This window comes from Mycobacterium scrofulaceum, assembly GCF_002086735.1.
Taxonomy (GTDB): domain Bacteria; phylum Actinomycetota; class Actinomycetes; order Mycobacteriales; family Mycobacteriaceae; genus Mycobacterium; species Mycobacterium scrofulaceum.
Window position 1 is genome coordinate 142,111 of record NZ_MVIJ01000001.1, and the last position, 20,352, is coordinate 162,462.

At 68.9% G+C, this 20,352-nt stretch carries 19 protein-coding genes; 8 read left to right on the top strand and 11 right to left on the bottom strand.

What is annotated here, in order from left to right; all coding sequences use genetic code 11:
• The first annotated feature begins 87 nt into the window (after nt 1–87).
• From BST44_RS00535 to BST44_RS00545, 3 genes are all read left to right on the top strand, one after another.
• Entirely contained in the window at nt 88–765 is a 678-nt protein-coding gene (locus BST44_RS00535) for a cation efflux transmembrane domain-containing protein (RefSeq protein WP_083174321.1), read from the top strand.
• A 64-nt stretch (nt 766–829) separates the two neighbouring features.
• Nucleotides 830–1,708 (top strand): PfkB family carbohydrate kinase, encoded by an 879-nt coding sequence (locus BST44_RS00540; protein WP_083174323.1) that lies wholly within the window; start codon nt 830–832, stop codon nt 1,706–1,708.
• A gap of 101 nt (nt 1,709–1,809) precedes the next feature.
• A complete protein-coding gene (locus BST44_RS00545; protein ID WP_083174724.1) occupies nt 1,810–2,217 on the top strand; it encodes a hypothetical protein in 408 nt (135 codons plus the stop codon).
• Nucleotides 2,218–2,267: 50 nt separating this feature from the next.
• Here BST44_RS00545 and BST44_RS00550 read toward each other — a convergent pair whose 3' ends face one another.
• Entirely contained in the window at nt 2,268–4,310 is a 2,043-nt protein-coding gene (locus BST44_RS00550) for an NAD(+) synthase (protein WP_083174324.1), read from the bottom strand.
• Nucleotides 4,311–4,369: 59 nt separating this feature from the next.
• Between BST44_RS00550 and BST44_RS00555 the strand changes: the two genes are divergently transcribed.
• Together BST44_RS00555 and BST44_RS00560 are read left to right on the top strand one after the other, a co-directional pair.
• Nucleotides 4,370–4,909: a cysteine hydrolase family protein gene (locus BST44_RS00555; protein ID WP_083174326.1), complete on the top strand. Its 540-nt coding sequence runs from the start codon at nt 4,370–4,372 to the stop codon at nt 4,907–4,909.
• A gap of 39 nt (nt 4,910–4,948) precedes the next feature.
• Nucleotides 4,949–5,797 carry an SIR2 family NAD-dependent protein deacylase gene (locus BST44_RS00560; protein ID WP_083174327.1) on the top strand — a complete coding sequence of 283 codons (849 nt, stop codon included), beginning with the start codon at nt 4,949–4,951 and terminating at the stop codon, nt 5,795–5,797.
• Here BST44_RS00560 and BST44_RS00565 read toward each other — a convergent pair.
• Nucleotides 5,794–7,071, bottom strand: coding sequence for a cytochrome P450 (locus BST44_RS00565; RefSeq protein ID WP_083174329.1), 1,278 nt, complete (start codon nt 7,069–7,071; stop codon nt 5,794–5,796). The two genes, BST44_RS00560 and BST44_RS00565, sit on opposite strands and share 4 nt — an antisense overlap.
• A 102-nt stretch (nt 7,072–7,173) precedes the next feature.
• Between BST44_RS00565 and BST44_RS00570 the strand changes: the two genes are divergently transcribed.
• Genes BST44_RS00570 through BST44_RS00580 form a run of 3 tightly spaced genes read left to right on the top strand, consistent with a single transcriptional unit; the run spans nt 7,174 to nt 8,822 of the window.
• Entirely contained in the window at nt 7,174–7,854 is a 681-nt protein-coding gene (locus tag BST44_RS00570; protein ID WP_083174330.1) for a TetR/AcrR family transcriptional regulator, read from the top strand.
• Nucleotides 7,855–7,887: 33 nt separating this feature from the next.
• Nucleotides 7,888–8,379: a MarR family winged helix-turn-helix transcriptional regulator gene (locus BST44_RS00575; protein WP_083174332.1), complete on the top strand. Its 492-nt coding sequence runs from the start codon at nt 7,888–7,890 to the stop codon at nt 8,377–8,379.
• A 23-nt stretch (nt 8,380–8,402) separates the two neighbouring features.
• Nucleotides 8,403–8,822, top strand: a complete 420-nt coding sequence (locus tag BST44_RS00580; RefSeq protein ID WP_083174333.1) for a DUF5313 domain-containing protein — start codon at nt 8,403–8,405, stop codon at nt 8,820–8,822.
• On the opposite strand, the gene proB is transcribed toward BST44_RS00580, so the two are convergent.
• The 9 genes from proB to BST44_RS00625 all read right to left on the bottom strand — a co-directional run bounded on the left by proB (nt 8,823) and on the right by BST44_RS00625 (nt 20,341).
• Nucleotides 8,823–9,926, bottom strand: a complete 1,104-nt coding sequence (proB, locus tag BST44_RS00585) for a glutamate 5-kinase (RefSeq protein WP_083174335.1) — start codon at nt 9,924–9,926, stop codon at nt 8,823–8,825.
• Nucleotides 9,923–11,365: a GTPase ObgE gene (gene obgE / locus BST44_RS00590; protein ID WP_083174336.1), complete on the bottom strand. Its 1,443-nt coding sequence runs from the start codon at nt 11,363–11,365 to the stop codon at nt 9,923–9,925. Before obgE ends, proB begins: the two co-directional genes overlap by 4 nt.
• Nucleotides 11,366–11,445: 80 nt before the next feature.
• Nucleotides 11,446–11,712 carry a 50S ribosomal protein L27 gene (rpmA, locus tag BST44_RS00595; RefSeq protein ID WP_083174338.1) on the bottom strand — a complete coding sequence of 89 codons (267 nt, stop codon included), beginning with the start codon at nt 11,710–11,712 and terminating at the stop codon, nt 11,446–11,448.
• Between the two features lie 15 nt (nt 11,713–11,727).
• Nucleotides 11,728–12,039 (bottom strand): 50S ribosomal protein L21, encoded by a 312-nt coding sequence (rplU, locus tag BST44_RS00600; protein WP_007169506.1) that lies wholly within the window; start codon nt 12,037–12,039, stop codon nt 11,728–11,730.
• A gap of 202 nt (nt 12,040–12,241) precedes the next feature.
• Entirely contained in the window at nt 12,242–15,061 is a 2,820-nt protein-coding gene (gene rne / locus BST44_RS00605) for a ribonuclease E (protein ID WP_083174339.1), read from the bottom strand.
• A gap of 327 nt (nt 15,062–15,388) precedes the next feature.
• On the bottom strand, nt 15,389–15,799 hold the full coding sequence (gene ndk, locus BST44_RS00610; protein ID WP_083174341.1) for a nucleoside-diphosphate kinase: 411 nt from the start codon (nt 15,797–15,799) through the stop codon (nt 15,389–15,391).
• 72 nt (nt 15,800–15,871) lie between these two features.
• Complete coding sequence (locus tag BST44_RS00615; protein ID WP_083174342.1) at nt 15,872–16,222, bottom strand: DUF4233 domain-containing protein; 351 nt, start codon at nt 16,220–16,222, stop codon at nt 15,872–15,874.
• Nucleotides 16,219–17,676: a bifunctional tetrahydrofolate synthase/dihydrofolate synthase gene (folC, locus tag BST44_RS00620; RefSeq protein ID WP_083174344.1), complete on the bottom strand. Its 1,458-nt coding sequence runs from the start codon at nt 17,674–17,676 to the stop codon at nt 16,219–16,221. The genes BST44_RS00615 and folC overlap by 4 nt, the downstream gene beginning before the upstream one ends.
• Nucleotides 17,677–17,683: 7 nt before the next feature.
• Complete coding sequence (locus tag BST44_RS00625) at nt 17,684–20,341, bottom strand: valine--tRNA ligase (RefSeq protein WP_083174346.1); 2,658 nt, start codon at nt 20,339–20,341, stop codon at nt 17,684–17,686.
• Nucleotides 20,342–20,352 lie beyond the last annotated feature (11 nt).

The window sequence follows — 20,352 nt, forward strand, 5'->3', positions numbered from 1 at the left end:
TCGAGATAGGAGTGATTGCGGCAAAGCGCCCGACGCGGAAATGCCCGCCCCCTCATTCGCCCGGTGGAGCGCGCATATCCTGGCGCTATGGGTGAAGGGTGCGCGGACGGTTGCGGCTGCGGGGCGACCGACGTGAGAACCACCCAACGGCCGGAGCGCGACGCCGGATGGGCGCGCGCGGCGCGGTGGGCGCGCTGGCTGGCGTGGGCGAGCCTGCTGTGGATGTGCGCGGAGGGTGCGCTCGGCCTGTGGCAGGGCTTCGCCGCCGGGTCGATCTCGCTGATCGGCTGGGCGCTCGGCAGCGCGGTCGAGGGCCTGGCGAGCGTGATCGTCGTGTGGCGGTTTACCGGTTCTCGGACGCTGTCGGAGACTTCGGAGCGCCGGGCACAACGCGGGGTGGCGGTTTCGTTCTGGCTCATCGCGCCGTACATCGCCGTCGAATCGGTCCGGAATCTGCTCACCGGGGCCCACCCACAGACGACGATGATCGGGATCGCGCTGACCGCCGTGGCCCTCGTTTTGATGCCGGTGTTGGGATCGGCCAAACGGCGACTCGGCACGCGCTTGGACTCGCGAGCGACCGCCGGGGAGGGCACCCAGAACTATTTGTGCGCCGCCCAGTCCGCCGCGGTGCTACTCACGCTGGCCGTGATCGCCGTGTGGCCGGCCGGCTGGTGGCTGGACCCGGCGGTGGGGCTCGTCATCGCCGCCATTGCGGTCCGGGAGGGGTTCGAGGCGTGGCGCGGCGGGGAATGCGGATGTTGAACCCCGCGGCAAAACCCATGCACTGCACAGCGTTTGGCGCGTTCGATCGGTCAACGTGCCGGTAATGGCGCGGGTTTGTGTGGTCGGCAGCGTCAACATGGACGTCTCGCTACGCGTCGACACCCTGCCCCGCCCCGGCGAGACGGTGCTGGCGGCGTCGTTGACCCACGCTCCCGGCGGCAAGGGCGCCAACCAGGCCGTGGCGGCGGCCCGGGCGGGCGCACGGGTGCAATTCGTCGGAACCGTCGGCGACGACCCGGCCGCCGGTCAGTTGCGCACCCACCTGCTGAGCAACGGCGTCGGGCTCGACGCCACCGGCGAAACGCCCGGCCCGAGCGGCACGGCCATCGTCGTGGTCGACGCCCACGCCGAGAACACCATCGTCGTGGCGCCGGGGGCCAACGGCCGGCTGACGCTGGACACCCCGGCCGCGCGGAGCGTCATCGCCCGCTGCGACATCTTATTGACGCAACTGGAAATTCCGGTGCACGCGGCGGTGGCGGCGGCACGGCACGCCCGTTCCGCCGGGGCGGTGGTCATGGTCAACGCCTCGCCCGCCGGCCAGGACCGGGCCACGCTCGCCGACCTGGCGGCCCTGGCCGACGTGGTGATCGCCAACGAGGCCGAGGCCGACGCCTGGCCCTGGCGCCCCGATCACCTGGTGACCACCCTGGGTGCGCGCGGCGCGCGGTATGCAGGCGTCGACGGCGACTTCGCGGTGCCCGCTCCGGAGGTGGCCGCGGTGGACACCGCCGGGGCCGGGGACGTTTTCGCCGGGGTGCTGGCCGGAAGCTGGCCACCCCGTCCGGGTTCGCCCGCCGAGCGGCTGGACGCGTTACGGCGCGCCTGCGCCGCGGGCGCGCTCGCCACGCGGGTGCCCGGCGCCGGCGACTGCGCCCCGGACGCCGGGGCGATCGACGCGGCGCTCGAATCACCCTCCTGACCTGCTCTTGGCAGCAGTTGGCAGCGGCTGGCGTCGATCTGGCAGTGAATTGCGGGCAGCGTCGGTGGCGATCGCTGAACGCCATCGACGAAAGGAACATCATGTCCGCCACCACGATTGACCGCACGGGCACCCGAGACGGCCTGCTTCGCCTGGCGATGCGCGCCGACGCCGCCATCAGCGGGCTGGTCGGCCTGGCCGGTATCCCACTGGCCGGCCGGCTCGCCGAGCTCTCGGGCACCACCAAGGCGTTCGAGTACGCGATGGGAGCGTTCCTGATCGGCTACGGCGTGGCGGTGTTCGGGCTCGCCCGCCTGCCGTCGGTGCGCCGCGCCGGGATGGGCGTCGTCATCGCCAACGTGGCGTACACGGTGGCCGCCGTGGTTCTGGTGCTCGCCGATGTCTTCCCGTTGACCTCGACCGGCGTCGCGTTGAACCTGGCGGCCGGCGCCTACACGCTGGTGTTCGCGGAGCTGCAATACCAGGGCTGGCGCCGCGCGAGGGGGTGACCGTAACCTTCGTGGCCCGTCCGGCGACCCCGGGCGGGCTCACGAGCGTGCTACTCCTCGGGGATCTGCCGCTCGATCTCGTCGAGCCAGATCCGCGCGGACATGTCCGACGGGGCGCGCCAATCCCCGCGAGGTGACAGCGCACCGCCGTGCGACACCTTGGGGCCGTTGGGCAACGCCGAGCGTTTGAACTGGCTGAACGAGTAGAAGCGCTGCACGAACACCCCCAGCCAGTGCCGAATCTCCTTCAGCGAGTAGGTCGGTCGTTTGTCCTCGGGGAATCCCGGCGGCCAGTTGCCACGCTCGGGGTCGCTCCAGGCGTGCCAGGCCAAGAAGGCGATCTTGGACGGCCGGAACCCGTAGCGCAGCACGTGGAACAGCGAAAAGTCTTGCAGCGCATAGGGACCGACCTTGTCCTCGCTGCTCTGCAGGTCTTCCTCTTCGCCTCTCGGTACGAGCTCCGGGGAGATCTCGGTGTCCAGCACCGACTGCAGCACGTCGGTGACGTCGGAGGAGAACTGGCCGGACGAGATGACCCAGCGGATCAGGTGCTGGATGAGCGTCTTCGGGACACCGCCATTGACGTTGTAGTGCGACATCTGGTCGCCCACCCCGTAGGTCGACCAGCCCAGCCCGATTTCGGAGAGGTCACCGGTACCGAGCACGATGCCGCCGCGCTGGTTGGCCAGCCGGAACAGATAGTCGGTGCGCAGGCCGGCCTGCACGTTTTCGAAGGTCACGTCGTAGACCTTCTCGCCGCGCCCGAACGGATGGTCCATCTCCTTGAACATCAGCATCGCGGTCTCGGTGATGTCGATCTCGGAGAAGGTGACGCCGAGCGCGCGGCACAGCTCGATGGCGTTGCGCTTGGTGCGATCGCCGGTGGCGAATCCCGGCAGCGTGAACGCCAGAATGTCGCTGCGCGGCCGTCGTTCCCGGTCCATCGCGCGCGCCGCGACGATCAACGCGTGCGTCGAGTCCAGTCCACCGGAGATCCCGATCACGATCTTGGGGAAGTTCAGGGCGCGCAGCCGCTGCTCGAGCCCGGCCACCTGGATGTTGTAGGCCTCGTAGCAATCCTGTTCCAGCCGTTCGCGGTTCGCCGGGACGAACGGGAAACGCTCGATATCCCGGTGCAGTCCGATATCGCCACCGGGCGGACCCAGGCGGAAGTCCACGCGCCGGAAGGACTCGGCCGACCCGCGGTGGTGGCGCCGGTTGTCGTCGAATGTCCCCATCCGCAGCCGTTCCGAGCGCAACAGGTCGATGTCGACGTCGGCGACGCTGCGCCGCTCCCCTTTCGGGAAGCGTTCCGACGAGGCCAGCAGCTCGCCGTTCTCCCACACCATGGTTTGGCCGTCCCAGGCCAGGTCGGTGGTCGACTCCCCCTCGCCCGCGGCGGCGTAGACGTAGGCGGCGAGGCATCGTGCCGACGCGGAGCGGGCCAGCAGGCAGCGGTCCTCGGCGCGCCCGATCGTGATGGGGCTGCCGGACAGGTTGGCCAGCACCGTCGCCCCGGCGAGCGCGGCCTCCGCGCTGGGCGGAATCGGCACAAACATGTCCTCGCAGATTTCGACGTGCAACACGAAGCCTGGGATGTCCGACGCGGCGAACAGCAAGTCGGGACCGAACGGGACGTCGGCGTCGCAGATCCGGATCGTGCCGCGTTCGTCGTCCCCGGGCGCGATCTGGCGGCGCTCGTAGAACTCGCGGTAGGTGGGCAGGTACGACTTGGGCACCACCCCGAGCACCGCGCCGCGGTGAACGACGATCGCCGTGTTGTAGATGCGATGCCGATGACGCAGCGGGGCACCGACAACCAGGATCGGCAGCAGATCGCTCGAGGCGGCCACGATGCCCTCGACGGCGGCTTGGACGTCGTCGAGCAACAGGTCTTGCATCACGATGTCCTCGATCGAGTACCCGGACAACGTCAGCTCCGGGAAGACGGCCACCGCGACGCCGTCGTCGTGACACTCGCGCGCCAACCTTAGGACCGACTCCGCGTTGGCCGCCGGATCGGCGATCGTGGTGTGGTGGGTGCACGCGGCAACCCTGACGAAGCCCTGGCTGTAAGCGTTATAGAAGTCCATCGCCCTTCCATTGTCGCCTGACCTGTGTCAACCCGTGGCCGCCGGGTATCCCCTCCATCATGAGCGATACTGCCGTGGTGGTGGTCGACATGATGAACACCTATCAGCATCCCGATGCTGAGGAACTCATACCCAATGTCGACAAGATCATCGACCCGCTGGCCGATCTGGTCCGGCGCGCACGCAAATCGGACAACGTAGACCTGGTGTACGTCAACGACAACTACGGCGACTTCGCCGCCCAGTTCTCCGACATCGTCGCGTCCGCGCTCGACGGGGCGCGGCCCGATCTCGTGAAGCCCGTCGTGCCGTCCGGCGGTTGCCGCGTGATGACCAAGGTGCGGCACAGCGCCTTCTACGCCACCGCGCTGGCGTACCTGCTGAACCGCCTGGAGACCAAGCGGTTGGTGATCGCCGGGCAGGTCACCGAGCAGTGCATCCTCTACACCGCGCTCGACGCCTACGTGCGCCACTTTCCCGTCGTGATCCCGACCGACGCCGTCGCAGGCATCGACGCCGGGCTCGCCGAGGCGGCCCTGAAAATGATGGCGAAGAACATGTCCGCGGAGCTCACCACCGCCGCGGAGTGCCTCGGTTAGCCCCGCCTCGCCGCAGCACGGGCCCGTACGCTGGACGGCGTGACCGTGCGCTCCGCCGAATCCCCGGAATTGGTCGCGCTGCTGGCCGGTCGCCGGATCGCGGTCCTCACGGGTGCGGGGCTGTCCACCGACTCCGGCATCCCCGACTACCGGGGGCCCGATTCGCCGCCAAGCAAACCCATGACGATCCGCCAGTTCACCTCCGATCCGGCGTTCCGCCAGCGCTACTGGGCGCGCAACCACGTCGGCTGGCGACACATGGACGACACCCTGCCCAACGCCGGGCACCGGGCCCTGGCCGCGCTCGAACGCGCCCGTGTCGTCACCGGGGTGATCACCCAGAACGTCGACCTGCTGCACACCAAGGCCGGCAGCGAGAACGTCGTCAATCTGCACGGCACCTACGCGCGGGTGGTCTGCCTGGACTGCGCTTACACCATGAGCCGCGCGGCCCTGGCCGAACGACTGGAAGCGCTCAACCCGGGATTCATCGAACGCGCCGAAGCGCTCGGCGGGCTCGCGGTGGCACCCGACGCCGACGCCGTCGTGGCCGATACCGCGTCTTTCCGCTACCTCGACTGCCCGCGTTGCGGCGGCATGCTCAAGCCGGACATCGTCTACTTCGGCGAAAGCGTCGCCAAAAGTGTTGTGGACCAAGCCTATTCACTGGTGGATGAAGCCGACGTACTGCTGGTCGCGGGCTCGTCGCTGACCGTGTTCTCCGGCTACCGGTTCGCGCGTCACGCCGCCGCGCTGAGCAGACCGATCGGCATCGTCAACCGGGGCCGCACCCGTGGGGACGATCTGGCCACCGTCAAGGTCGACGGCGGCTGCTCCGAGCTGCTGACTCTGCTGACCGACGAGTTATCGCCGATAACAACGCGTTAGAACGTGCACGGCATGCTGCGGACGGCGTGGATGAAGTTGCCGGCCACGTACGTCGGCTCCCCCGCCTGAATCTCCGGGAGCTGCCGCAACAGCTCGCCAAAGATGGCACGCAGCTGCGCCCGCGCCACGTGGGCACCGAGGCAGAAGTGGAGTCCGCCCCCGCCGAAGCCGACGTGCGGGTTGGAGCTCCGGCTCACATCGAAGCGCTCGGGATGGTCGAACGCCTCGGTGTCCCAGTTCCCGGAGGGGTAGAACATCACCACCTTCTCGCCCGCCCGGATCGTCTGGCCGCCCAGCTCGAAATCCGTTGCCGCCGTGCGACGGAAGGTCATCACCGGGCTTGCCCAGCGAACGAACTCCTCGACGGCCGTGCCGATCCGGTCGTCGAAATCCTGCAGCAGCCACGCTCGCTGGTCGGGGAAGTCGGTGAGCGCCTTCATGGCGTGGCTGGTCGTCTGCCGAGTGGTGTCGTTGGCCGCCACGGACAGCAGCACGAAGAAGGCGGCCACCTCCGCGTCGGTCAGCCGGTCGCCGTCCACCTCGGCGTTCACTAGGCCGCTGATCAGGTCGTCGCCGGGATGCTCGCGGCGCTCGGCGGCGAGCGCACCGGCCACCTGGTGCACGTACGTCTGGTTCTCGACCAAGACCTCCATCGGGTGGCGGCCATCGAGGTACGCCGGGTCGGCCCACGACACCATCGCGTCCGTGGCGCGCGCCATGTGCTCACGCTCGGATTCGGGGATGCCGACCATGTCCGACAGCGTGCGGATGGGCAGCTCCTTGGCGCAGTGATCGACGAAGTCCGCCCCACTGCCGGCGGCGCGAAGCTCGTCGACGATGGCCCTGGCGTTGGCCCTGATCGAGTCCTCGATGCGGCGGACCTGCCTCGGGGTGAACGCGGCGCTGACCAGCTTGCGCAGCTTGGTGTGCCGCGGCGGATCCATCGCCAGGAATGACTGCGACGCCTCGAGCAGCTCCACCGGGATGTTCTCGAACATCACGCCCTGGCCGGACAGGAAAACCTCGTTGTTGCGGCTGACCGTGACGATGTCGGCGCGCCGGGTTACCGCCCAATAGCCCGAATCGTCCGGATCGGGCATCAGGGCATCCTCGACCGGAGGATGCCAACTGACCGGCCGCTCGGCCCGCAACTCCGCGAACGAACGTTCCCGGTCGGCCGCCGTCGTCGACCAGAACGCCCGTGAGGACAGGTCGATGGGGTCGTAGGCGCGGCCGGGCTTCTCGGTACCCGACGTTCCGGTCATCACGGTCATGGTGGTCCTCCGTTACGTATGACCTCGGTCACAGACTGCTAGCGACACTATTCCTAGACATACTGTCTAGTCAAGTTGTCAAACCGGTTCTATGCTGGGGGAATGCCATCGGTCACCCGGAAACCGCAGGCGGCCCGCGAACAGGGCCGCCAGCAACGCCGAGAGCAGATCGAGCGCCGGTTGCTCGACGCCACCGAACGCCTGATGGGCGGCGGCGCCAGTTACACCGAGCTCAGCGTGGACCGGCTGGCGACCGAGGCCGGCATTTCCCGCGCCAGCTTCTACATCTACTTCGAGGACAAGGGACACCTGCTGCGCCGCCTGGCCAACCAGGTGTTCACCGACCTGGCCGACAGCGCGGATCGTTGGTGGAGCGTGTCGTCGCGCCACGATCCGGAAGACGTCCGCGCCGCGATGGGCGGCATCATCGCCAGCTATCGACGTCACCAGCCGGTGCTCGTCGCACTCAACGAGATGGCCGGCTACGACCCGCTGGTCGCGGCGACCTACCGCAACCTGCTGACCGCGATCACCGGCCGGATGACCCGCGTCATCGAGGAAGGCCAGGCCGACGGCTCGATCCGCCCCGCGCTGGCTGCGGCCACCACCGCCAGCGCGCTGACGTGGATGGTGGAGCGGGCCTGCCAGCAGAACCTTCCGGTCAAGCCGCCCGACTACGACGCCGAGCTGGCCGAGTCACTTTCTCAAATCGTTTGGGGCGCCTTATATCTCAAATCGATGCCGCCGAGCCGCGGGACCCGTCCTGTGACGGACATAACGTAGTTAGTGCCCTAAGTATTAGGGTACATTGTAAACATGGCCACGCCGACCGCCCCGGAGATCGACCCGCTCGCCCTCGAACAGCAGGTCTGCTTCGCGCTGAGCGTGACCAACCGGGCAGTGTTGGCGGTCTACCGGCCGCTCCTGGAGCCGCTGGGACTGACCCATCCCCAGTATCTGGTGATGCTGACGCTGTGGGATCACCAGAAGGTGGCAACGCCACAGCAGAAGCCGCTGTCGGTCAAGGAGATCGCGACCACGTTGCAGATGGATTCGGCCACGCTTTCGCCGATGCTCAAGCGTTTGGAGGCGCTCGGCCTGATCACCCGGACGCGGAGCGCCGTCGACGAGCGCTCCACCGACGTGAAGCTCACCGACCGCGGCACCGCCTTGCGTCGGCGCGCGCTGAAGATTCCGCCCGCCGTGGTCGCGCGTCTGGGCGTCGACATGCCCGAACTCCGGCACCTGCATGAGGTGCTCACCCGGATCAATTCGGCCGCTTTGGCAGCGGGCGCATTGCAGTCCTGAACCGCTCGCCCCTAGGAGCCGCTATGACCAGCACCAAACCCAGCCTGTGGCAACAGATCGCCTATTCGTACGGTCGATGCCTACCCAGCTCGATGAACGAATGGGTGGCAAACGACCTGGCGGGCAAGGGGGCCGTGCGCCGGCACATGATCCGCTGGGGCATACCACCGCTGTTCGTGCTGGCGCCCTTCTGGCTGCTGCCGGCGTCGCTGTATGTGCACACCGAGATGACTGCGCCGCTCTACATCTGGGCCCTGCTGATCTCGCTGGCCCTGAACAAGGTCTGGCGCCGGCACCGGCTGGCGCAGCATGGGCTGGACCCGAACCTGGTCGACGTCATCAAGAACAAGAAGCAAGCCAAGATGCACGAGGACTACGCCCGCCGTTTCGGGCCGCGTCCCGAATCGGCGGCCTGGCAGGACAACAGCAACCCGTTCAGCTAGCTACACCGCGACCAGGTCGTCGGCGTGCACTGCGGGCCGGCGCAGCTCGCCGGGCAACGCGGACGTCGACCGACCCATCATGGTCGCCAGCTCGGCGGCGTCGTAGGCCACCACGCCCCGGGCCACCATCGCCGTGTCCGGGCCGCGCAATTCGACGACGTCGCCGGCGTAGAACCGCCCCGACACGGCGGTGATGCCGGCGGCGAGCAGCGAGCGACGCTGCGTCACCACGGCGCGCACCGCGCCCTCGTCCATGGTCAGCGCGCCGGCCACCTCGGCGGCGTACCGCACCCAGAACCGGCGGGCCGACATCCGAACCGGCCGCGCGGCAAACACCGTGCCCACCGAGGCGTCGGTGAGCGCCGTCGCGGCGTCGGTCGCGGCCGCCAGCAGGACCGGCACCCCGGCGTCGGCGGCCAGCAGTGCCGACGACATCTTCGACACCATGCCACCGGTACCCAGGTCGCTGCCCGGCCCGGCGACCACGCCGGACAGATCCGCGGCACCGGAAACTTCGGGAATGAATTTGGCAGCCTTCGCTTTTCGCGGATCGGAGTCGTAGAGGCCGTCGATGTCGGAGAGCAGCACCAAAGCATCCGCGCCGACCAGGTGGGCCACCAGCGCCGACAGCCGATCGTTGTCCCCGAACCGGATCTCGTTGGTGGCCACCGTGTCGTTCTCGTTGACGATCGCCACCGCGTGCAGGGCCCGCAGCCGGTCCAGGGTGCGCTGGGCGTTCGTGTGCTGGGCGCGCAGGGAGATGTCGTGCGCGGTGAGCAGCACCTGCCCCACCGTGCGGCCATACCGCGCGAACGCCGCGCTCCACGCGTTCACCAGCGCGACCTGGCCGACGCTGGCCGCCGCCTGCTTGGTCGCCAAATCCTTGGGACGACGGGACAATCCGAGCGGCTCGATGCCGGCGGCGATGGCCCCCGAAGAGACGATGACGACGTCGGTGCCCGCCTTCATCCGCGACTCGATGGCGTCGGCGAGCCCGGCCAGCCGGCCGGCGTCGAACACCCCGGAGTCTGTGGTCAGGGCGTTGGTCCCCACCTTGACCACCAGGCTGCGCGCGGCCCGGATGGCGTCACGATGAGAGGTCACGACTCGTCACCGCGCTGCCGGCGCTGGCGCCGGGCCGCCTTGCGCTCCGCGGCGCCGGTGCGCTCGCTGCGTTCCAACCGGGCATCGGTGCCCCGGCCGGTCAGCATGACCTGTTGTCCCGCAGGTGTTTGCGGTTCCCAGTCGAATGTCATGTCCCCGATGGTCACGGCGCAGCCGGGTCGTGCGCCCAGCCGGAGCAACTCGTCCTCGACGCCCAACCGGGCCAGGCGGTCGGCGAGATAGCCCACGGCTTCGTCGTTGTCGAAGTTCGTCTGCCGCACCCAACGCCGGGGCCGGACGCCGGTGACCACGAAGCCGCCCTCGCCGTCGGGTTCGACCGTGAATCCGCTGTCGTCGACCGGCACCGGACGGATCACCGGCCGTCGCGGTACCACCGCCGGCCGGGCGGCATTGTATTCGGAGATCATCCGCCACAACCCGAACACCAACGGCTGCAGACCTTCCCGTGACACCGTCGACACGACGAACACCGGCCAGCCGCGCTCGGCGATCTCGTCGCGGACGAATTCGGCGAGCTCGCGCGCCTCCGGCACGTCGATCTTGTTGAGCACCACCGCCCGTGGCCGCTCGGCGAGGTCGCCCAGCGTCACATCGCCCTGCAGGGTGGGCGTGTAGGCGGCGAGCTCGGCTTCCAGGGCGTCGATGTCGGAGATCGGGTCGCGGCCCGGCTCGGCGGTGGCGCAGTCCACGACGTGGACCAGCACGGCGCAGCGCTCGATGTGCCGGAGGAAATCCAGCCCCAGGCCGCGGCCCTGCGACGCGCCGGGGATGAGCCCCGGCACGTCGGCGACGGTGAAGGTGTGCTCGCCCGCCGAGACCACCCCGAGGTTGGGCACCAGGGTGGTGAACGGGTAGTCGGCGATCTTCGGTTTGGCAGCCGAGATCGCCGACACCAGTGAGGATTTCCCGGCGGAGGGGAAGCCGATGAGCCCGGCGTCGGCGACGGTCTTGAGCTCCAGCGTCAGGTCCCGCGCCTCGCCCTGCTCACCGAGCAGCGCGAAGCCGGGGGCCTTGCGGGCGCGCGACGCGAGCGCCGCATTGCCCAGGCCGCCACGGCCGCCGGCCGCGGCTTCGAAGCGGGTGCCCGCACCCACCAGATCGGCCAGCAGGCGGCCGTTCTCGTCCAACACGACGGTGCCGTCGGGGACCTTGACCTCCAGATCCGCGCCCGCCGCACCGTCGCGGTTGTTGCCCATCCCCTGCTTGCCCGACGGCGCGGTGACGTGCGGATGAAAATGGAAGTCCAGCAGGGTGTGCACCTGCGGGTCGACGACGAAGACGATGCTGCCGCCGCGGCCGCCATTGCCGCCATCGGGACCGCCCAGCGGCTTGAATTTCTCGCGATGGACCGACGCGCAGCCGTTACCGCCCGAACCCGCACGTGCGTGGATGACGACCCGATCGACAAATCGAGGCATCGGAGGTCCTCCCAACCGCCGAGCGTGCACTCACTGCGAAATTGGTGCCGATCTTCGCAGCGAGTGCACGCTCGCGATGGTCAGTCGGTGGTCTGGCCGGCGGTGACGATGTTGACGGTTTTGCGTCCGCGCTTGGTGCCGAACTCGACGGCTCCGGACGCCTTGGCGAACAACGTGTCGTCGCCACCGCGCCCGACGTTCAGACCGGGGTGGAACTTCGTTCCACGCTGGCGAACGATGATCTCGCCCGCCTTGACGATCTGGCCGCCGAACCGCTTCACGCCCAGCCGCTGAGCGGCGGAATCGCGACCGTTGCGCGAGCTGGAAGCGCCCTTCTTGTGTGCCATGTCTGTCGCCTCCCGCTACTTGATTCCGGTGACCTTCAGGACCGTCAGCTGCTGACGGTGCCCCTGACGCTTGTGGTAGCCGGTCTTGTTCCTGAACTTGTGGATACGGATCTTGGGGCCCTTGGTGTGCTCGAGCACCTCGCCCGTCACCGCCACCTTGGCCAGCGCGGCGGCGTCGGTGGTCACCTTCGCGCCGTCGACGACCAGGGTGACCGGCAGCGACACGTTCGCGCCCGGGTCGGAGTCGAGCTTTTCGACCTTGACCACGTCACCGACGGCGACCTTGTACTGCTTGCCGCCCGTCTTGACGATTGCGTAGGTCGCCATCGTTGCTCCTGCCTTCTTTCCTCTGCTCAGCCGGTTCGTCGGCTCCTCGCGCGCGAACCACCGGCGGTGCGCGTGGTGGGTCTGGGTTGCGGGTCCGCGCCGATCGCCCGGGAGCCCCGCTGTCGCCGGCCAAGTCCGCACGGCCTGACGACAACTGTCCTAGGGTACTTGACCAGCGGCTACAGGGTCAAACCGGACCGCATCAGTCCACGTGGATCGGCGGGCCGGCCGGCCTGCCCGCCGCGCGGCGGCGGCGCGGTCGTCCGAACCCCGATCCGGCGTCGGCGGAGTCATCGGAATCCGAATCCTCCTCGTCGTCGAGATCGTCGTCGTCCATCTCGAGATCGTCGTCGTCCTCGCCGAGGTCTTCCTCGTCGTCCAGATCCTCGTCGTCGTCTTCGTCGAGATCGTCGTCGGCGTCCTCATCGGCGTCGTCGGCGTCCTCATCGGAGTCGTCGGTGTCCTCGTCGGACTCCTCGAAGTCCTCCTGGTCGGTGTCCTCGACGTTCCGTTGCTCCCGCTCGTCGACGTCGTGGGTCGCTTCGTCGGCGGATTCGTCGGCTTCTTCGTCGTCACGCTCACCCTGTGCGGACCCGCCGGCAGCCATCGCCTTGAACATCGGATGTTCGCCGGGAGCGTGTGCGGGCACCTTGGCCACGACCGGCTCCTCGGCCCCTTTCTTCTTGGACCGCCTGCCACGGCGACCGCCCGACTCGGACTTGCGCCCGTTCGAAGGGGCCGAGTCCACCGGGTCGGTGTGCAGCACGATGCCGCGGCCGCCGCAGTGGGTGCACGACGTCGAGAAGGCCTCGATCAACCCGGTACCCAACCGCTTGCGGGTCAGCTGGACCAAGCCCAGCGACGTCACCTCGGACACCTGATGGCGGGTGCGGTCGCGGGCCAGCGCCTCGGTCAACCGGCGCAACACCAGGTCACGGTTGGACTCGAGGACCATGTCGATGAAGTCGATGACCACGATGCCGCCGATGTCGCGCAGCCGAAGCTGGCGCACGATCTCCTCGGCCGCCTCCAGGTTGTTCTTGGTGACCGTCTGCTCGAGGTTGCCGCCGGACCCGGTGAACTTGCCGGTGTTGACGTCCACCACCGTCATGGCCTCGGTGCGGTCGATGACCAGCGTGCCGCCCGACGGCAGCCACACCTTGCGCTCCATCGCCTTGGCAAGTTGCTCGTCGATGCGATGCACGGCGAACACGTCGGGGCCGGCCTGACCCTCCGGGCCACTGGGTGGCTCGTATTTATTCAACTTCGAAACCAAGTCGGGCGCAACGGAATTCACGTAATCGGTGATCGTCGTCCACGCTTCGTCGCCGGAGACGATGAGGCCGGCGAAATCCTCGTTGAACAGGTCACGGATGACCTTGACCAGCACGTCCGGCTCCTCGTAGAGCGCGACCGCCGCGCCGGCGGCCTTCTGCGTGACCTCGGTAGCCTTGGCCTCGATCTGCTTCCAGCGCTCCTGCAGGCGGGTGACGTCGCCACGGATGTCGTCCTCTTTGACGCCCTCGGACGCGGTCCGGATGATCACTCCGGCATCGGACGGCACCACCTCGCGCAGGATTTCCTTGAGCCGCTGGCGTTCGGTGTCGGGCAGCTTGCGGCTGATCCCGGTCGACGACGCGCCCGGCACGTAGACCAGGTACCGACCAGCCAGCGACACCTGGGTGGTCAGCCGGGCGCCCTTGTGCCCGACGGGGTCCTTGCTGACCTGCACGACGACATAGTCGCCCGGCTTGAGCGCCTGTTCGATCTTGCGGTCGGAGCCGCCCAGGCCGGCGGCTTCCCAGTTCACCTCGCCGGCGTAGAGCACGCCGTTGCGGCCCCGGCCGATGTCGACGAACGCCGCCTCCATCGAGGGCAGGACGTTCTGCACGATCCCGAGGTAGATGTTGCCCACCAGCGAGGCGGAGGCGGCCGAGGTGACGAAGTGCTCGACGACGATGCCGTCTTCGAGCACCGCGATCTGGGTGTAGCGCGCCCCCTGATGCGGCGGCTCGCTGCGCACCCGGTCGCGCACGACCATGATCCGTTCGACGGCCTCGCGGCGCGCCAGGAACTCCGCCTCGCTCAGAACCGGGGGGCGGCGCCGTCCGGCATCGCGGCCGTCGCGCCGCCGTTGCCGCTTGGCCTCCAGCCGGGTGGAGCCGTCGATGCCCTTGATCTCGGCGTTCGACGAGCCGTTTCCGCCATTGCCGCCGCTCTTGCCGCCGCGGGGCGCCCGCTCGTGCACCACCGTGTTGGGCGGGTCGTCGGACGACGAGTTTTCGTCACCGTCATCGCCCGAGCCCGACTTGCGGCGCCGCCGCCTGCGGCGACGGCGATTGCCACCCTCCGCCGAACCGTCGTCACCGGTCTCGGAGTCATCGGAGTCGTCGTCGTCACCGTCGTCGTCTTCGGCGTCGGAGGATTCGCCGCGGCCCCCCTGCTGGCCACGATCGGGCTCGTCGTCGTCACCGGAGTCGTTCGGGCCGTCGGATCCGCCCTGCTCACCGCGTCCACGGCCGCGCCCGCGTCGGCCCCGCCGTCGCCGCCGGTTGGCGGGCCGATCGGTCTGCTCGTCGTCTTCGTCGTCGGCTTCGGAATCGTCGGAGTCGTCCGAGTCGGCGTCGTCGGCGCTTCGCCTGCCTTCGACCTCGATCGGCTGCGGCGCGACGAACAGCGGCATGTAATGCGGCCGCTCGCCGGCGGTCTCCAGCATGAGCCGGGATTCGGGTTCCTCGGCCGCGGCTTCGACATTCTCGCCGCCGGCGACCGCGGCCGCGCCCTCGGCACCCCCATCATCGGGCTGGGCGGCCAGCAGGTCGCGGACCCGGACCGCGTCGTCGCGGTCCACGGTGGAGTGCGCGCTGCGGATCCGCCCGTCGAGCGCGCTCAGCGCGTCCAGCACCCGCTTACTGGTGGTTCCCAGCGTCCGTGCCAGCGAATGAACTCTCAGGCGGTCCGGCAGTTCGTCGTGCCGGGTCGGCTCTTCGGATGACTCTGCGGATGGTGCACCGTCTACCACGTATTCTCCTCAAGCCCCCGGGCGCGTCCTTTGCGACGCGGCCACGCGAGGGCTTCGCTATGGGCCCGGGTGGTTTCCCCGGGCTTGTGATGGTCTCGCCCCGAGCGGTTCGCGGGGAACGCACTCGGCGCCGTGCTGAATGACGGCCTGACATGCCGCGCACCAACGCGGGGGGCGATGATCGCGCTTGTCTAAGTCTTCATTCGAGTGTCCGACGCCGGTCCGGCGACGTTCACCCTTCATCAGTATCCCACATCACTCGGCGAGCCCACCCGCCCCCGAGCGAACGCGCCGTCGGCGGCGTGCCGCCGCCCATTTGCTGGAGCGCTATGCGTCCGGAAACCAGAGGGCGATTTCGCGCTTCGCGGACTCGGCGGAATCGGAGCCGTGCACCAGGTTGAACTGCGTCTCCAACCCGAAATCGCCCCGGATGGTGCCCGGCGTGGCCTTGTCCACCGGGTCGGTGCCGCCGGCGAGCTGCCGAAACGCTGCGATCGCCCGCGGCCCCTCGACGATCGCCGCCACCACCGGCCCGGAGGTGATGAAATCCAGCAGCGACCCGAAGAACGGCTTGCCGTCGTGCTCGGCGTAGTGCTCGGCGGCCAGGTCCTTGCCGACGTGCCGAAGCTCCAGCGCAGCGAGGGTCAGGCCTTTCCGCTCGATGCGGCTGAGGATTTCCCCTACCAGCCGGCGCTCGACGCCGTCCGGCTTGATCAGTACCAGGGTCCGTTCGGTCACGGCGCACAGCGTACAGAACCGGGCGGAAATCGGTCGGGTCGCGACCGGGGCCGGGCCTGGAAGCCGGCTCACCTACCGCTGCCGACGCCGCACCTCGGCCCGGAAGTAGGCGATCAAGGCCCACAAACCGGTGAACAGCACCCCGATGAATCCCACGCCCGGGTACACGGCGAACCCGGCGAGCAGGAGCACCTGGACCGCCAGGTTCACCCAAATCGCCCAGGGTTTGCGCTGCACGCCGCCCAACAGGACGAGCAGCGCGGCGACCCCGATCAGGTAGCACAGGGACACCGAGGTCAGCCCGCCGCCGACCTCGCTCACCACCGGAATCGCCAGCAGCACCACGATCGCTTCCAGAAGCAGCGTCGCGGCCATCACCGCGCCGAAACTCTTCCACGGGTCAGCCCGGTTCTGATCGGTCATTCCGGATCACGACCGAACAGCGTCCGCGCCGCCCCCGCGGTGACCACCGAGCCGGTGATGACGATCCCCGTGCCCGAGAAGGCCTCGGCGTCCCCGTCCAACGCCGCGTCGTCGACCAGCGCGGTCGCGGCGTCGATGGCGTCGCGCAAGTTGTCCGCGGAAATCACCCGATCGGGCCCGAACCGCTCCTGCGCCGCCAGCGCCAGCGCCTCGACGTCCAGCGCCCGCGGCGACCCGTTGTGGGTCACGACGACCGCGTCCAGCACCGGCTCGAGCGCGGCGAGGATCCCGTTCGCGTCCTTGTCGGCCAGCACGCTGAGCACGCCGACCAGGTAGCGGAAGTCGAACTCGTCAGTGAGGGTCTGCGCCAGCGCGGCCGCGCCGCCCGGGTTGTGCGCGGCGTCGATGAACACGGTGGGCGCGCTGCGCATGCGTTCCAGCCGGCCCGGGCTGGTCACGGAGGCGAACCCGGCCCGCACCGCCTCGACGTCGAGTTGCCGCTGCGCGCCGGCGCCGAAGAAGGCTTCCACCGCCGCAAGCGCCACCGCCGCGTTGTGCGCCTGGTGTTCGCCGTGCAGGGGCAGGTAGATGTCGGAATACACGCCGCCGAGGCCCTGCAGTTCCAGCACCTGCCCGCCGATCGCGACCTGACGACCCAACACCGCGAACTCGGAATCCTCGCGGGCCACCGCGGCGTCGGCGCGCACGGTCTGGGCCAGCAGCACCTCCATTGCCTCCGGCACCTGGCGCGCGATGACGGCGACGGTGTCGGGTGCGCCTTCTGGCGCCGTGGTGATGATGCCGGCCTTCTCCCCGGCGATGGCGGCGATGTCGTCACCGAGGTATTCGACGTGGTCGATGCCGACCGGGGTGACGACAGCCACCGGCGCGTCGATGACGTTGGTGGCATCCCACCGGCCGCCCATGCCGACCTCGATGACCGCGACGTCGACCGGCGCGTCCGCGAACGCGGCGAACGCCATCGCGGTCAGCACCTCGAACTTGCTCATGGCCGGGCCACCGGCGTCTTGCGATTGCGCGTCGATCATCTGCACGAACGGCTCGATCTCGCGGTACGTCGCCACGTACTGCGCCGGGCTGATCGGCCGACCGTCGATCGCGATCCGCTCGACCGCCGACTGCAGGTGCGGGCTGGTGGTCCGCCCGGTGCGCCGGCCCAGTGCCGTCACCAGCGCGTCGACCATGCGCGCCACCGAGGTCTTGCCGTTGGTGCCGGCGATGTGGATCGAGGGGTAGGCCAGCTGCGGCGAGCCCAGCAGATCCATCAGCGCGCTGATCCGGGTCAGGCTCGGCTCGATCTTGGTCTCCGGCCAGCGTTGGTCCAGCAGGTGTTCGACCTGCAACAGGGAGGCGATCTCGTCCGGGGTGGGGGCCAGGCTGATGGCCTCGCCGTTCTCGTGGTCGTCCTCGCGCCAGTCGTGGGGCTCGGTCATCGAGCACTCACTGCAGCCCGGCCAGCCGCGCGTTGATCCGGTCGGTCTCGTCCTGCGCCACGCGCTGACGGTCGCGGATCTTGCCGACGACGTTCGGCGGCGCCTTGGCCAGGAATTCCTCGTTGGCCAGTTTGGCGGTGGTCGACGCCAGTTCCTTTTGCGCCGCGGCGAGGTCTTTTTCCAGGCGGCGGCGTTCGGCGGCGACGTCGATGGTGCCCGACGTGTCGAGTTCGACCACGACCGTGCGGTTCATGCCGGGGCCGAGCCGCACCTCCAACGACACCGACGGCTCGAAATCGTCGCCCGGTGCGGTGAGCCAGGCCAGCGACGTCACCGCGGCCACCTGAGCGCTCAGGTCGGCGCCGTCCACCCCACCAAGCCGGGCCGGCACTTTCTGCCGGTCGGCCAGGCCCTGGTCGCTCCGGAACCGGCGCACCTCGGTGACCAGTCGTTGCATATCGCTGACCCGTTGTGCGGCAACCGGATCCAGGCTGAAGCCCGACGATGTCGGCCACTCGGCGATCACCAGCGACTCCCGATTGGTCAGCGCCTGCCACAACGCCTCGGTGAGGAACGGGATCACGGGGTGCAGCAGCCGCAGCAGTGTGTCCAGCACGGCCGCGAGCACGGCGGTGGTGTGGGCGTTACCCTCGGCCAGCTGCGTCTTGGCCAATTCGACGTACCAGTCACAGAATTCGTCCCAGGCGAAGTGGTAGAGCGCCTCGCAGGCGCGGCTGAACTCGTAGCCGTCGAGGGCCGCGTCGACTTCGGCGCGAACCTCTTCCAGCCGCCCCAGGATCCAGCGGTCGGCGTCGGTCAGCTCACGCTCGGGCGGCAGCGGAACCACCGCCGCGCCGTTGAGCAGCGCGTAACGGGTGGCGTTGAACAGCTTGGTGCAAAAATTGCGCGACGCCCGGACGGCGTCCTCGCTGACGGCCAGGTCGCCACCCGGGCTGGCGCCACGGGCCAGGGTGAACCTGAGCGCGTCCGCCCCGAACATGTCGACCCAGTCCAGCGGGTCGATGACGTTGCCCTTGGACTTGCTCATCTTGCGGCCGAATTCGTCGCGTATCAGCCCGTGCAGGAAGACATCGGTGAACGGCACCTGCGGGCCGCGACGGCCGCCGAGCGTGATGGCGTCGTCGCCGCCAACGAAGGTGCCGAACATCATCATCCGGGCGACCCAGAAGAACAAGATGTCGTACCCGGTGACCAAAACGCTTGTGGGATAGAACTTTTCCAGCTCGGGAGTCTTCTCCGGCCAGCCCAGCGTGGAGAACGGCCACAGGGCCGAGGAGAACCAGGTGTCCAGCACGTCGGGATCCTGCTCCCAGCCCTCCGGCGGTGTCTCGTCCGGGCCGACGCACACCTGCTCGCCGCCCGGGCCGTACCAGATCGGGATGCGGTGGCCCCACCACAGCTGCCGCGAGATGCACCAGTCGTGCATGTCGTCGACCCAGGCGAACCAGCGCGGTTCCAGGCTGGTGGGGTGAATCACGGTGTCGCCGTTGCGAACCGCATCACCGGCGGCCTTGGCCAGCGTCTCGACCCGGACCCACCATTGCAGCGACAGCCGCGGTTCGATCGGCTCACCGCTGCGTTCGGAATGCCCGACGCTGTGCAGATAGGGGCGCTTCTCCTCGACGATACGACCTTCGGCGGCCAACGCCTCGCGCACCGCGACGCGAGCATCGAATCGGTCCATGCCGTCGAATTGCGTTCCGGTGTCGGCGATCCGGCCCTTGGTGTCCATGATCGAGATCATCGGCAGTTGATGCCGCAGGCCGATTTCGAAATCATTGGGGTCGTGGGCGGGCGTGACTTTAACCGCACCCGTGCCGAATTCGGGGTCCACGTGTTCGTCGGCGACGATCAGCAGCTGCCGGTCGACGAAGGGGTGCGGCAGGGTGGTGCCGACGAGGTGTCGGTAGCGCTCGTCCTCGGGGTGAACCGCGATGGCGGTGTCTCCGAGCATCGTCTCGACACGCGTGGTGGCGACCACGATGTGGGGCTGCGAATCATCGAGCGAGCCGTAGCGGAACGACACCAGTTCGCCTTCGACCTCTTCGTAGGTGACCTCGATGTCGGAGAGCGCCGTCTGAAGAACCGTGGACCAGTTCACCAGCCGCTCGGCGCGGTAGATCAGCCCGGCGTCGTAGAGCCGCTTGAAGATCGTGCGGACCGCCCGCGACAGGCCCTCGTCCATGGTGAACCGGTCACGGCTCCAGGCGACCCCGTCGCCGAGCCGGCGCATCTGGCCGCCGATCGCGCCCCCGGACTCGCGCTTCCAGTCCCACACCTTTTCGACGAACAGCTCGCGGCCGAAGTCCTCCTTGGTCTTGCCGTCGACGGCGAGCTGGCGTTCCACCACGCTCTGGGTGGCGATGCCCGCGTGGTCCATGCCCGGCTGCCAGAGCACCTCGTAACCCTGCATCCTCTTGCGACGGGTCAGGGCATCCATCATCGTGTGTTCCAGCGCGTGACCCATGTGCAGACTGCCGGTCACGTTGGGCGGCGGCAGCACGATCGAGTAGCCGGGTTTGTTGCTCGTCGGGTCGGCCTCGAAGTACCCCGCGTCGAGCCACTTCTGGTAGATGACACTTTCGGCCGCAGCGGGATCCCACGACTTGGGCAGCTCGGTGGCGGGGCTGTGGCTGGCGGTCACCCGTCAATTCT